Origin of the sequence: Micromonospora matsumotoense, from assembly GCF_900091525.1 — a bacterium.
In the GTDB taxonomy this organism is placed as follows: domain Bacteria; phylum Actinomycetota; class Actinomycetes; order Mycobacteriales; family Micromonosporaceae; genus Micromonospora; species Micromonospora matsumotoensis.
In genome coordinates, this window is sequence record NZ_FMCU01000001.1 from 139,735 (window position 1) to 152,565 (window position 12,831).

Genomic DNA, 12,831 nt, shown 5'->3' on the forward strand with positions numbered 1-12,831 from the left:
CGTGCGGGTCAGGAGCCGAGGGCGTGGTAGCCACCGTCGACGTGGACGATCTCGCCGGTGGTGGCCGGGAACCAGTCCGACATCAGCGCCAGGCAGGCGCGGGCGGCCGGCTCCTGGTCGGTGAGGCTCCAGCCGAGCGGGGCACGCTCGGCCCAGGCCTGCTCGAACTGCTCGAAGCCGGGGATCGACTTCGCCGCCATGGTGCGCAGCGGCCCGGCGGCGACCAGGTTGCTGCGGATGCCCTGCTTGCCGAGGTGCAGCGCGAGGTAGCGGGAGGCGGACTCCAGCCCGGCCTTGGCCACGCCCATCCAGTCGTAGACCGGCCAGGCCTTGGTGGCGTCGAAGGTGAGCCCGACCACCGCGCCGCCCGGCGACATCAGCGGCAGCGCCGCCATGGCCAGCGACTTGTAGGAGTACGTGGAGACGTGCAGGGCGGTCGCCACGTCCTCCCAGGAGGCGTCGAGGAAGCCGCCGCCGAGGCAGCTCTGCGGGGCGAAGCCGATCGAGTGGACCACCCCGTCGAGGCCGTCGACGTGCTCGCGTACCCGGTCGGCCAGGCCGGCGAGATGCTCCGGGCTGGTCACGTCCAGCTCGATGATCGGTGCCGGCTGGGGCAGCCGGCGGGCAATCCGCTCGACCAGCGAGAGCCGGCCGTAGCCGGTGAGCACGACCTGGGCGCCGTTCTCCTGGGCGATCTTCGCCACCGAGAAGGCGATCGAGGCGTCGGTGATGACGCCGGTGACCAGCAGCCGCTTACCGGCGAGCAGTCCTGACATGTGTTGGCTTCCTCCGTACGTTCTCAGTGACCCATGCCGAGGCCGCCGTCGACCGGGATGACGGCGCCGGAAATGTAGCCGGCGGCGTCCGAGGCGAGCCAGGTGACCACCCCGGCGACCTCGTCCGGTGCGGCGAACCGGCCGGCCGGGATGACCTTGCGGTACTCGGTGCGGCGCTCCTCGGGCAGCTTGGCCGTCATCTCGGTGTCGATGAATCCCGGGGCGACCACGTTCGCGGTGATGTTGCGGCTGCCCAGCTCCCGGGTGATCGAGCGGGCCACCCCCACCAGGCCGGCCTTGCTGGCGGCGTAGTTGACCTGGCCGACACCGCCGTAGAGCCCGATCACGGAGGAGATGAAGATCATCCGGCCCCACTTGGCCCGGAGCATCTTGGACGAGGCCCGCTTGGCGCACCGGAAGGCGCCGGTCAGGTTGGTGTCGAGCACCCCGGTGAACTGCTCCTCGGACATCCGCATCAGTAGCGTGTCGTCGGTGATGCCGGCGTTGGCGACCAGCACCTCGACCGGCCCCAGCTCGGCCTCGATCGCGGCGAAGGCGGCGTCGACGGAGGCCGAGTCGGTGACGTCGCACCGGACCCCGAACAGACCCTCCGGCGCGTCACCGCTGCGGTGGGTGACCGCCACCCGGTCGCCCTGCTCGGCGAAGGCCCGCGCGATGGCCAGTCCGATTCCCCGGTTGCCGCCGGTCACCAGCACGGTGCGGGCCACGGGTCCCCCTTCGTTTCCACTGATCATTCCGGTCGGAGCCTAGGCGTTACCGGCAGGTAACCGCTAACGGCCCGCCACCGGTGTCCCGCCCGTGTGGGGGGGGCGACGCCGCAGCCGCGCGGGACGGCGTCCGTGGCGGGTGGCGGGCAGCTCGCCGGCGTCATCGGCACCGACGGGCCGGGCCGGAGCCCGCCGGGCACACCGGAGGGTCGGCGGGACCGTCCGGCCGAGTACGCGTTCCCGCAGTCACCGTTGTACGATCATCGTCGTCCGCGAGCCGAAGGCGACTCGCGTTTCCGGGCCCCGCCGACCGCAGGAGGTGATCGCTGTGCGAGATAGCGATCCTCCCAGTCGTGGCCGGGCCCTCCGTCAGCCCCGCTGAGCCACGACTCAGTCGGTTGAGCTGACCCAGCTCCCGCTCCCCGCACCGCCCCACCCGGCCACACGCCGGGGAGGTCGACGGGTGCCGTCCCCGTCTGGACGCCCCGCGGTGGAGCCGCCCGGTCACGACTTCGTGTGTGCGCCCCGATCAAACCCCTGCGGCCCGCCCGCCCCGCGGACCGTCCAGTCGCCACCGGAGCCGTTCATGAGCCGCTACGTCGCCCCGCTGAGCTTCACCCTCGCCGCCGTCTGGGTGGCCGTCGTGTTCGTGCTGGCCGGCGGCGGTCACTGACCACCACCGGCCCGCCCGGCCGGACGCACCACCCGGTGCGCCCGGCCCCTCACCAGCAGCCGGACCGCCTCACCGCATCTCCGACCCGCCTCACCACATCCGGTCCGCCTCACAGCATCCGGGACGTCCACAGCAGGCTCAGCCCGCCCGCACAGAGCGCCAGCAACAGCGCCACCCCCGCGTACCACTGGGTGATCTCGCGCGGCTCGGTGCGGAACCCGATCGACGAGCCCATGTCCTGATAGACCTGCTTCAACTCGGCCACCGAGGCCGCCTCGTAGAAGTAACCCTCGGTGGTCTCGGCGAGCTGGGCCAGCGCCAGCCGGTCCACCGGCACCCGCTGCAACTGCCCGCCGATGTCCACCTGCCCGGAGTCGGTGCCGAACGCGATGGTGGAGACCGGCACGTTCGCCGCCTGCGCCGCCGCCGCGGCCTCCTCCACCGACCGGCCCGAGGTGCGGAAGCCGTCGGAGAGCAGCACGATCCGGGCCGGTGGGATTCCGGCCGCGCCGTCGGCCGGCACCGACCGGATCGCCTCCAGACAGGTGAAGACCGCCTCCCCGGTGGCGGTCGCCTCGGCCAGCGTCAGCCCGTCGATCGCCGCGGTCACCGCCGCCCGGTCCTTGGTGGGGGCCACCAGCACGTTCGCCGCCTTGGCGAAGGAGACCAGCCCCAGGTTGTAGCTGGCCGGCAACTCGCCGACGAACTGCTTCGCCGCCTCCTGGGCGGCCTCCAACCGGTTCGGGGACACGTCGTCGGCCTGCATGGACAACGACACGTCGATGGCGAGCATCACCGTGGCCCGCTCCAACGGCTCCCGGGTGTCGATCGCCGGTCGGGCCATCCCGGTGGCGAGCGCCACCATCGCCAGCAGCAGCGCGGTCGCCGCCGCGTGCCGCCGCCAGCCCAACCCCTTCGGCGCGAGGGTACGCAGCAGGTCCACGTTGGTGAACCGCATCGCGTACGCCCGGCGGTGGCGCTGCCGCCAGACGTAGGCCGCGGCCAGGGCCACCACCGGCAGCAGCGCCAACAGCCACCACGGTTGCATGAAACGGATCATCGCGTCGTCCCCCGGGTGCGGGCGTGCCGCTGGGCGGCCACGAATCGCACCATGTCCAGCAGCCAGTCTCGGTCGGTACGCAACAGCAGGTGCCCGGCACCGGCGGCGCGCAACTCGGCGGCGATCGCACCGCGCTGGGCGGCGGCCGCCTCGGCGTAGCGCCGGCGCAGTCCCGGGTCGGCGGTCTGCACCTCGTGCAACTCCCCGGTCTCCGGGTCCACCACCGGCAGCACCCCCACGTCGGGCAGCTCCAGCTCGCGCGGGTCGACCACCTCGATGGCCAGCACGTCGTGCCGGACCCGCAGCTTACGCAGCGGCCGCCCCCACTGCGCGGGCGGTGCGAGGAAGTCCGAGATCACCACGGCCAGCCCACGGCGGCGCGGCGGCCGGTTGAGCAGGTCCACCAGCGCCCCCAGGTCGCCGCGCCCGGGTCGCAGCGGGGTCTGCGCCACCGCGCGCAACAACGCCTGCGCCTCCCGCCGGCCGGAGCGGGCCGGCACCCGGGTCAGCACCCCCGGCCCGGCGGGCGGCGCCGGGGCAGGGCGCCACCGGCGGGCGGGCGCGGGCGGGGGCTGCGCCCCGGTGCCGATCACCGCGCCGATCCGGTTGCCGCCGCGCACGGTCAGGTGGGTCAGCGCGGCGGTCGCGGCGACCACCACGTCCCGCTTGAGCCACCGGCCGGTGCCGAAGTCCAGGCTCGCCGACAGATCCACCGCCAGCCAGGTCTCCAGCTCCCGGTCCGCCACCGTACGCCGCACGTGCGGGGTGGTGGTGCGGGCGGTGACCGGCCAGTCCATCCGGCGTACGTCGTCGCCGGGGCGGTACTCGCGGGACTCCCCCGCCTCGCTGCCCGGCCCCGGCAGCAGACCCGCGTAGTCGCCCTGGAGCAGGCCGTCGAGCTTGCGGGTCACCAGCAGTTGCAGCCGGGACAGCACCGCCTCGTTGCGCTCCCCACCGGCGTCGGCGGGGCGTGCCGGAGTGGTCACGGCCGCTGACCGGGCCAGCCGCCGGCCGGCGGGCCGCTGACCGGCGGCGGCGCGGACGCCTGCTGACGGGGGGCCACCGCGGGCAGCGGGATGGTCGACATCACCCGGTGCACCACGTGGTCGGCGGGCACGTCGTCGGCGAGCGCGTCATAGCTGAGCACCAGCCGGTGCCGCAGGATGTCCGGTGCGATGTCCTGGACGTCCTGCGGCAACGCGTAGTCCCGGCCGCGCAGCAACGCCAGCGCCCGGGTGGCCCGGATCAGGCCGAGCGAGGCGCGCGGGCTGGCCCCGTACTGGATCAGCCGGGCCACGTCGGGCATGCCGTGCTCGGCGGGGCTGCGGGTGGCCAGCACCAGCCGGACGGCGTAGTCGACCAGCGCGTTGTGCACGAAGACCTGGTCGGCCTTGCGTTGCAGGGCGAGCAGGTCGTCGGCGGTGAAGACCTGCGCCGGCACGGGCGCGGCGACCCCCATCCGGTAGACAATCTCCCGCTCCTCCGCGTCGGTGGGGTACCCGACGACGATCTTCATCAGGAAGCGGTCCCGCTGCGCCTCCGGCAACGGGTAGACGCCCTCCTGCTCGATCGGGTTCTGGGTGGCCATCACCAGGAACGGGTCGGGCACCCGGTGGGTCTGGCCGCCGATGGAGACCTGCCGCTCGCTCATCACCTCCAGCAGCGCCGACTGCACCTTGGCCGGGGCCCGGTTGATCTCGTCGGCGAGCAGGAAGTTCACGAAGACCGGGCCCAGCTCGACGTCGAACTTCTCACTCGACTGCCGGTAGATCCGGGTGCCCATGATGTCGGCCGGGACCAGGTCCGGGGTGAACTGCACCCGGGCGAACTCCCCGCCCACCACCCGGGCCAGGGTCTCCACCGCGAGGGTCTTGGCCACCCCCGGTACGCCCTCCAGCAGGCAGTGCCCCCGGGCCAGGAGCGCCACGAACATCCGCTCCACCATCCGGTCCTGCCCGACGATCACCCGTTTGATCTCGAACAGCGCCCGCTCCAGCAGGGTGGCGTCCTGGGCGGGGGTGGTCACCGCCGCAGGTGTCTCGGGGGCCGTCCCATTCGGAGTCGGAGCGTCGGGCGTGGTCGGCTGGGCCACCGGTCCTCCACAGCATGATCGGTCGTCGTGGCGTGGTGCGGTAACAAGACTCGCATGCCCGGCTGAGAGCCGAGGTGGGGAGAACCCGATTTCCGCCGCGCCGTCCCGATCACCGAATCGCTGAACGAGGGTGGACACGAAGGGGTCTGCCGCGTGTACGATTCACCCCGTCGCCGGGCGGCTCCCCCCGTGGCCGCCCGGCGCGCTAACCTCCGGTCCCGGCGTGCCTACACTCCCCTGGTGACCGATCCCACCCCCGCCGACGAGACCCCCGTCTGTTCGTCCCGAGGGTGTCGCGCCCCCGCCAGTTGGGCGTTGCGTTGGAACAATCCCCGGCTGCACACCCCCGACCGGCGCAAGACCTGGCTCGCCTGCCCGGCCCACCGGAGCAGCCTCGGCGACTTTCTCGACGCCCGCGGGTTCCTCCGGGAGGTCGCCGCGCTCCCCGGATCGCATACCCTCGAAGCGTGAACGCTGCCGAGCCACCCCAGTCCCCGGTGAGCGCCCTGGAACCCTGGCCCGACACGGTCCGCTGGCAGCCGATCTCGACCGACCTGATCTGGGTCGAGTTGCTCCGCCTGGCGCTGGGCCTGGCGGTGCTGCTGGTCGGGCTGGCGGTGGGCTGGGCGTGGCACGGGCACTGGCTGTTCGGCGTGGGCTGCGCCGTGGTGCTGCTCGGCGGCGGCTGGCGGGCGTGGACGATCGTCCGGGCCGTCCACGCCTGGGGGTACGCCGAACGCGCCGACGACCTGCTGGTCCGGCACGGGCTGCTGGTGCGCCGGTTGTCCATCGTGCCGTACTCGCGGATGCAGTTCGTCGACGTCAGCGCCGGCCCGCTGGAACGCGCCTTCGACCTGGCCACCGTGCAGCTGCACACCGCCGCGGCGGCCACCGACGCCCGGGTGCCCGGCCTCCGGCCGGCCGAGGCGTCCCGGCTGCGCGACCGGCTCACCGCCCTCGGCGAGGACCGGGCGGAGGGGCTGTGACCGACGGCCACCCCGGCCCCGGCGCGGCCCACCCGACGCCCCCGGACGTCCCGGCGGCTCCGGATTCCCCGCCGGCGATGCAGATCCGGCCGACCTGGGGGACCCCTGCGGTGCCGGCGGCCCCGGCGGCCCCGACTGTCCCGGCGGCCCCGGCGGCTCCGGGTCATCCGCCGGTCCCGGCGGAGCCGACCGACCAGGGTGGGGCGGCGGGCGGTGCCGAGCCACGGCAGCGGCTGCACCCGTTGAGCCCGGTGTTGCACGGGGCGAAGTCCCTGTTCGTGGTGATCGCCGGCCTCTCCTGGTCGACGCTGTCCCGGGTCGGCTTCGGCTGGTTCGCCGTGCTGGTGGCGGTGCTCGCCCTGGGCGCGACCGTGCTGGCGGTGGTCAGCTGGTACAACACCGGCTACCACATCGTCGGGCGGGAACTGCGGGTGTACGAGGGCCTGCTGTGGCGACGGACCCGGGCGATCCCGCTGGAGCGGTTACAGTCCGTGGAGGTGGTCCGCCCGCTGCTGGCGCAGCTCACCGGCCTGGCCGAACTGCGCCTGGAGGTGGTCGGCGGCGGCAAGACCGAGGCGCCGCTGGCGTACCTCTCGGTCGCCGACGCGGCCCGGCTGCGGCAGCGACTGCTCGCCGTGGCCGCCGGCACGCCCGCCCGGGAGACCGCCGACGCGGTCCCGCCACCGGCCGGCGACCCGGCGGTGGACGCCGCCGCGCCGGTCGCGCGGGAGCCGGCGGGCCGGCCACTGCACGCGGTGAGCAACACCGACCTGCTGGTCAGCCAGCTGCTCACCCCGCAGGCGTTCCTGCTCCCGGTCGGGGTGGCCTTCGTGGTGTTCCAGTTCCTCTCCGAGGGCTCCTGGTCGTTCATCGCGGTGGCCAGCACCCTCACCGCGATGGCCGGTGTGCTGCTGCAACCGGTCCGCCGGGTCCTCGACGACTGGAACTTCCGGCTGGCCCGCGAGGCCGACCGGCTGCGCATCCACAACGGGCTGCTGGAGACCCGGATGCAGACCGTCCCGCTGGAACGGGTACAGACCGTCGTGGTGACCTGGCCGCTGCTATGGCGGATGAAGGGCTGGCTGCGGCTGCGGCTGGAGGTCGCCGGCTATTCCGGCGGCGAGACGGACGACCGCAACCGGCCCGACCGGCTGCTCCCCGTCGGCGACCGGGAGACCGGTGCACGGATCGTCGCCGAGGTGCTGCCCGGGGTACGCCTCGGCGCGCTGCCGCTGACCGCGCCACCGGCCCGGGTCCGTTGGCTGCGACCGCTCAGTGCCCGCCGGCTCGCCGCCGGGCTCGACGAACGGGTCTTCGCCGCCCGGTCCGGCCTGCTCACCCGGGAGCTGGCGCTGGTCCCGTACGCCCGGGTCCAGAGCGTGCGGGTGGTGCAGGGCCCGGCCCAGCGCCGGCTACGGCTGGCCACGGTGCACGTCGACACCGCCGGTGGGGCCGGTGCCACCGCGTACCACCGCGACCTGGCGGAGGCGTGGGCGCTCGCCGCAGAGCTGACCGCGCGGGTGCACGCCGCCCGCCGCACCCGCTGACCCGCACACCGGTCCGGCCCAGGCCGACGCCCGACGCGCCCGGTCAGCGCCCGACGGGCTCCGACGGGACGACCGCGGCCGGGGCGACCGGAGCTGCACCGCCCGCTTCGTCGCCGGCACCGGCACGCCGGGAGCGCCGGGCCCGCCAGGCCCGCTCGGCCAGCCCGACGACCAGGAACGTCATCCCCACGTATGCCCAGCCGACCAGCACGTCGATGACGTAGTGCTCACCGCTGTAGACCAGGGTGAAGGTCATCGCCAGCGGGTACGCCAGCAGCAGCGGCCACCACCGCCGGCGGGTCGACCGCAGGAAGAACAGCACCACGAACAGCGCCCAGGCGGTGTGCAGCGAGGGCATCGCGGCGACCGGGTTGGAGGCGATCTGCCCGGCGTTGAGCAGGTTGCCCGCGCCGTGCATGCCGAACTCCCTCCACCCCCGGGTGGAGATCCGGGCGACCTCGGTGAGCAGGCCGTTCTGTGCCGCCCACCACGGCGGCGCAGCCGGATAGACGAAGTAGGTGACCAGGCCGGCCGCGCAGAGGAAACCCCAGCGCCGCATGTACGCCCCCCAGCGCGCGCGGCTGCGCATCCAGAGCACGGCCGCCGCGGCCAGCGTCACCACGAAGTGGGAGAAGTAGACCCAGCTGACCAGCACGTCCCACCAGTGCACCTCGGGGCGGTAGAGGTGCTGCTGGAGCCAGACCGTCGGCACCTCGCCCCCGGTCGCCCAGCCGAACATCACCCGGTCGGCGACGATCAGCTCGTAGGCGTGCGGGGTACGACCGTTGTCGGCGAAGCCCCGGGAGAGGTTGTAGAAGGCGAGCAGCAGCACCACCGGAATCCAGTCCCGGGCGAAGCTCAGGTGGCTGCGCCAGGGCCGACCCCAGTTCCAGGCGACGGTGCCGGCCCAGATCCAGAGGAAGGCGTACGCCGGATCGGTCGGCAGGCCGATGGCCAGCCAGGTCACGACGAAGGCGACGCCCCAGACGGACATCGCGATCACGCGGCGTCGGCCACCGACGGACGGGTCGACGGGCTCGGACGGGACGGGGGGCGGGGGCTCAGTCAGAACGGCCATCGCGGTCAAGGTTAACGGTGGGCGACGCATCGACCACCGCCGACCACCTGTCGGGTGGCCGCCGGGAGCCTGACCACACCGCCAGGGGCGAACCACCCGATTCCGGCGCCGCGGCCGGTCGGTCTCCCGGCCGACGCCGGTGGCCCGCCCACTAGGCTGATCCCCATGCTGGAACAGCCGGACGCACCGTTCCCGCCGGGGCTGACCGCCCAGGTGGAGCTGACCGTCGCCGACGCCGACACCGCGCGGGCCGTCGGCTCCGGTGACGTGCCGGTGCTGGCCACCCCCCGGGTACTCGCCCTCGCCGAGGCCGCCACGGTGGCCGCGACGACGCCCCGGATGCCCGCCGGCCGGACCACGGTCGGGGTCCGGGTCGAGCTGGCCCACCTGGTCGCCACCCCGGTGGGGCGTACCGTGGTGGCGCACGCCCGGCTGGTCGAGGCCGACGGCCGGCGGCTGCTGTTCGAGGTGACGGTGACCGACGGCGACACGACGGTGGCGTCGGGCCGGGTGGAGCGGGCGCTGGTCGACCGGCAGCGCTTCGTCGAGCGGGCGGCGCGGGTGTCATGACGTACCGGTTCGTGGAGATCGCCGACCGGGTCCACGTGCTGCGGGAGCCGCTGCTCGACGTCAACGTCACGCTGGTGGTCGGCGAGGACGCGGCGCTGCTGGTGGACACCCTGTCCACCGCCGGGCAGGCCGCCGAACTGGCCACCGCGGCGCGGGCGGTCACCCCGCACCCGTGGACGCTGGTCAACACCCACCACCACTTCGACCACTGCTTCGGCAACGCGACGCTCGCCGCCGACCCACCCCGCCCGGTGTACGCGCACGAGGTGGCCGCCGCCGCGATGCGGGACCGCCCGGACCGGCTGCGCCGGGCGGCGTACGAGGAGATGCGGGCGGAGCATCCCGGGCTCGCCGCCGAGCTGGCCGGGACGACCCTGCTGGCCCCGACGCACACCGTGCACACCGAGACGGTGCTGGACGTCGGCGGCCGGCGGGTGGTGCTGCGGCATCCTGGACACGGGCACACCGACGCGGATCTGGTGGTGCACGTGCCGGATGCCGACGTGCTGGTCGCCGGGGATCTGGTGGAGCAGTCCGGGCCGCCGGCCTTCGAGGAGTCGTACCCGTTGCAGTGGCCGGACGCGGTGGCCGAGCTGCTGCGGATGACCACCCCCGCGACGGTGGTGGTGCCGGGCCACGGCGCGCCGGTGGACGTGGCGTTCGTCCGGGCCCAGCACGCCCGACTGGCGGAGCTGGCCTGGCTGATCCGGGCCGCCCACACCGGCGGCGCACCGCCGGAGCGGGTGGCCGCCGACTCCCCGTTCGGCGCCCGACCCGGCCTCGCCGCCGCCCGCCGGGGCTACCTCGAACTCGACGGCACCCCCTGACGCCCACCCGCTGACCGGTCGGGCGCTGCGGCGACCGCGCCCGGGGTGCGGTCAGTCGGCGAAGCGGCGGCGCACCTCGTCCCGGGTGGGCATGGCGACCGCCCCGCCGGGCGACTCGCAGACCAGGCCGGCGACGCGCAGCGCGAACGCCACCCGCCGGTGCCAGTCGGCCGGCCCGGTCGGTTCGCCGTCGACCAGCAGTTCGGCGACGAGCGCGGCCATCACCGAGTCGCCCGCGCCGGTGGCGTCCACCGCCCGCACCTTCGGCGCGGGCACCCGGACCGGGTCGGGGCCGGCGGCGACCAAGGCACCGTCCGCGCCGAGCGTCACCACCACCGTGCCCGCGCCCAGCTCCCGCAGGTACGCCGCGACCCCCTCGACCGGTTCGTCGGGCCAGAGCAGCGCGGCGTCGGCGCTGCTGAGCTTCACCAGGTGCGCCCCGGCGACGAACTCGACCACCACCTCCCGCAGGCCGGCCAGGGCCGCCGGGCCGGCCAGCAGCCGGGGCCGGACGTTGGGGTCGAAGACCCGCAGGCCGGGCGCGAGCGACCAGGCCCGGCGGGCGGCGGCGAGCGTCGGCGGGCTGAGCAGCACGATCGAGCCGCAGTAGAGCACGTCCGCGCCGTCGACCAGCGCCACGTCCAGGTCGTCGGCGGCGAGCAGCCCGTACGACGGGGGTTCGCCGTAGAAGCGGAAGTCCGGCTCGGCCCCGGTGTGCGTGGTGACCGCCAGCGTGGTGGGCGCCGGCACGGTGACCGCCCCGGCCAGTCCGACCCCGGCGTCCGCCAGGAAGTCGCGGATCCGGCCGGCGAGCACGTCGTCGCCGAGCGAGCCGACGAACTGGGCCGTGCCGCCGAGCCGGGCCACCCCGACGGCGACGTTGAGCGGGCCGCCGCCGATCGCCTGCCGGAACACCGGCCGCCCCTCGCACTCGGCGTCCAACAGGTCGATCAGCGCCTCACCGAGCACCACCGCGTATCCCACGTCGCCTCCCAGCGCGTCGTCGTCCGGCTACCAGGCTGGCACAACGGCCCATGCCGATCGGGGGCGGCCGGGCAACCAGATCCCACCCATCGAGCAACGACTATTGCGTGGTTCGTCCGGACGTGATGGTATTGCTGTGCCGGGCCGGCGCGGAGGGCTGCCGCACCCGCTCGGCGATCAGCTGGGGTCAGACGCGAGAGGCACCGGTCCGTGGGCACGGACCGCCGACGGCACGCGCCCGTCGGCCCCTGTCGGGCCGCCGGCCAGAGCCGCGACCGACGCATCCCTCACCTTGTGCGGGCGGGCGTTCGCGCCACCCCGCGGATCAGGAGAAGCTCGTGCTTCGTTCCCGTACGGCCGCGTTGTTCACCGCGGCCGCCACCCTCGCCTTCGGGGCCGTCGCCCTGACGGTGCAGCCCGAACCGGCCGCCGCGCACGGCACGCCGATCGTCCCGGGCAGCCGGACCTACCTGTGCTGGCAGGACGGCCTCAGCCCCACCGGCGAGATCAGGCCGAACAACCCGGCCTGCTCCGCCGCCGTCGCCCAGAGCGGCACCAACTCCCTCTACAACTGGTTCAGCGTGCTGCGCTCGGACGCCGGCGGACGCACCGTCGGCTTCATCCCCGACGGCAAGCTGTGCAGCGGCGGCAACACCGGTTTCGCCGGGTACGACCTGGCCCGCACCGACTGGCCGCTGACCCACCTGACGTCCGGCGCGCGGCTGGACTTCAAGTACAGCAACTGGGCCCACCACCCCGGCACGTTCTACTTCTATGTGACGAAGGACAGCTGGAGCCCGACCCGGCCGCTGGCCTGGGGTGACCTGGAGGAGCCGTTCCTCACGGTGACCAACCCGCCCCAGCGGGGCGCGTCGGGCACCAACGAGGGGCACTACTACTTCAGCGGGAACCTGCCGTCGGGCAAGTCCGGCCGGCACATCATCTACTCCCGCTGGGTCCGCTCGGACAGCCAGGAGAACTTCTTCGGCTGCTCCGACGTCACCTTCGACGGTGGCAACGGCCAGGTGACCGGGGTCGGCACCGGCGGCCCGACGCTGCCCCCCACCACCACCCCGGCGCCGCCGACCACCACCCCGCCGCCCACGAGCACCCCGCCGCCGACCACCACCCCGCCGCCCGTCACGACCACCCCGCCGCTGCCGGGTGGCGACTGCATGGCGGTCTACCGGGTGGTCAGCACCTGGAACGGCGGCTTCCAGGGTGAGGTCACCATCATGAACCACAGCTCCCGGACGTACGGCGGCTGGGTGGCGAGCTGGACGTTGCCCAGCGGCCAGCAGCTCAACCAGGTGTGGAACGGCACCCTGTCCGCCAACGGGTCGACGGTGAGCGTCACCAACGCCAACTACAACGGCAGCATCGCGCCGGAGGCGACGACCACCTTCGGCTTCACCGCCACCACCAGCGGCACCGGCGGTCTGCCGACCGTCTCGTGCAGCGGTCGGTGACGATCCGCTGAGCAGACCGGAGGTCCACGCCCGTCGGGCGT

Annotated in this window: 14 protein-coding genes; 7 read left to right on the top strand and 7 right to left on the bottom strand. The window is 74.2% G+C overall.

Translation table 11 applies throughout. From position 1 onward, the window contains the following. Positions 1 to 8: 8 nt before the first annotated feature. Positions 9 to 776, bottom strand: coding sequence for an enoyl-ACP reductase FabI (gene fabI / locus GA0070216_RS00560; protein WP_091237274.1), 768 nt, complete (start codon positions 774 to 776; stop codon positions 9 to 11). 23 nt (positions 777 to 799) lie between these two features. Continuing rightward, entirely contained in the window at positions 800 to 1,504 is a 705-nt protein-coding gene (gene fabG / locus GA0070216_RS00565; protein ID WP_091237275.1) for a beta-ketoacyl-ACP reductase, read from the bottom strand. A gap of 490 nt (positions 1,505 to 1,994) precedes the next feature. On the opposite strand from fabG, the gene GA0070216_RS00570 reads away from it, so the two are divergent. Beyond that, positions 1,995 to 2,177 carry a hypothetical protein gene (locus tag GA0070216_RS00570; RefSeq protein WP_091237276.1) on the top strand — a complete coding sequence of 61 codons (183 nt, stop codon included), beginning with the start codon at positions 1,995 to 1,997 and terminating at the stop codon, positions 2,175 to 2,177. 109 nt (positions 2,178 to 2,286) lie between these two features. Here GA0070216_RS00570 and GA0070216_RS00575 read toward each other — a convergent pair whose 3' ends face one another. The 3 genes from GA0070216_RS00575 to GA0070216_RS00585 are packed head-to-tail and all read right to left on the bottom strand — an operon-like array spanning position 2,287 to position 5,329. Then, a complete protein-coding gene (locus GA0070216_RS00575) occupies positions 2,287 to 3,237 on the bottom strand; it encodes a VWA domain-containing protein (protein ID WP_091237277.1) in 951 nt (316 codons plus the stop codon). After that, positions 3,234 to 4,241, bottom strand: coding sequence for a DUF58 domain-containing protein (locus GA0070216_RS00580; RefSeq protein ID WP_091237278.1), 1,008 nt, complete (start codon positions 4,239 to 4,241; stop codon positions 3,234 to 3,236). Before GA0070216_RS00580 ends, GA0070216_RS00575 begins: the two co-directional genes overlap by 4 nt. Continuing rightward, on the bottom strand, positions 4,220 to 5,329 hold the full coding sequence (locus GA0070216_RS00585; protein ID WP_091237279.1) for an AAA family ATPase: 1,110 nt from the start codon (positions 5,327 to 5,329) through the stop codon (positions 4,220 to 4,222). The genes GA0070216_RS00580 and GA0070216_RS00585 overlap by 22 nt, the downstream gene beginning before the upstream one ends. A gap of 240 nt (positions 5,330 to 5,569) precedes the next feature. On the opposite strand from GA0070216_RS00585, the gene GA0070216_RS00590 reads away from it, so the two are divergent. The 3 genes from GA0070216_RS00590 (at position 5,570) to GA0070216_RS00600 (ending at position 7,862) form a co-directional block, all read left to right on the top strand. After that, a complete protein-coding gene (locus tag GA0070216_RS00590; protein WP_091237280.1) occupies positions 5,570 to 5,800 on the top strand; it encodes a hypothetical protein in 231 nt (76 codons plus the stop codon). Further along, positions 5,797 to 6,315, top strand: coding sequence for a PH domain-containing protein (locus GA0070216_RS00595; protein ID WP_245722232.1), 519 nt, complete (start codon positions 5,797 to 5,799; stop codon positions 6,313 to 6,315). Before GA0070216_RS00590 ends, GA0070216_RS00595 begins: the two co-directional genes overlap by 4 nt. 77 nt (positions 6,316 to 6,392) lie before the next feature. After that, entirely contained in the window at positions 6,393 to 7,862 is a 1,470-nt protein-coding gene (locus tag GA0070216_RS00600; RefSeq protein WP_091238757.1) for a PH domain-containing protein, read from the top strand. Between the two features lie 43 nt (positions 7,863 to 7,905). Here the strand turns inward: GA0070216_RS00600 and GA0070216_RS00605 are convergent, their stop codons facing one another. Beyond that, the gene (locus GA0070216_RS00605) at positions 7,906 to 8,940 is read right to left on the bottom strand and encodes a phosphatase PAP2 family protein (RefSeq protein WP_091237281.1); all 1,035 of its coding nucleotides are present in this window, start codon (positions 8,938 to 8,940) and stop codon (positions 7,906 to 7,908) included. Between the two features lie 165 nt (positions 8,941 to 9,105). Between GA0070216_RS00605 and GA0070216_RS00610 the strand changes: the two genes are divergently transcribed. Further along, complete coding sequence (locus GA0070216_RS00610; protein WP_091237282.1) at positions 9,106 to 9,510, top strand: thioesterase family protein; 405 nt, start codon at positions 9,106 to 9,108, stop codon at positions 9,508 to 9,510. Next, positions 9,507 to 10,337 carry an MBL fold metallo-hydrolase gene (locus tag GA0070216_RS00615; RefSeq protein WP_091237283.1) on the top strand — a complete coding sequence of 277 codons (831 nt, stop codon included), beginning with the start codon at positions 9,507 to 9,509 and terminating at the stop codon, positions 10,335 to 10,337. Before GA0070216_RS00610 ends, GA0070216_RS00615 begins: the two co-directional genes overlap by 4 nt. A gap of 51 nt (positions 10,338 to 10,388) precedes the next feature. On the opposite strand, the gene GA0070216_RS00620 is transcribed toward GA0070216_RS00615, so the two are convergent. Then, the gene (locus GA0070216_RS00620) at positions 10,389 to 11,321 is read right to left on the bottom strand and encodes a carbohydrate kinase family protein (protein ID WP_091237284.1); all 933 of its coding nucleotides are present in this window, start codon (positions 11,319 to 11,321) and stop codon (positions 10,389 to 10,391) included. A gap of 338 nt (positions 11,322 to 11,659) precedes the next feature. Here GA0070216_RS00620 and GA0070216_RS00625 point away from each other — a divergent pair, with 338 nt between their 5' ends. Next, positions 11,660 to 12,790 (top strand): lytic polysaccharide monooxygenase, encoded by a 1,131-nt coding sequence (locus GA0070216_RS00625; protein ID WP_245722234.1) that lies wholly within the window; start codon positions 11,660 to 11,662, stop codon positions 12,788 to 12,790. Positions 12,791 to 12,831 lie beyond the last annotated feature (41 nt).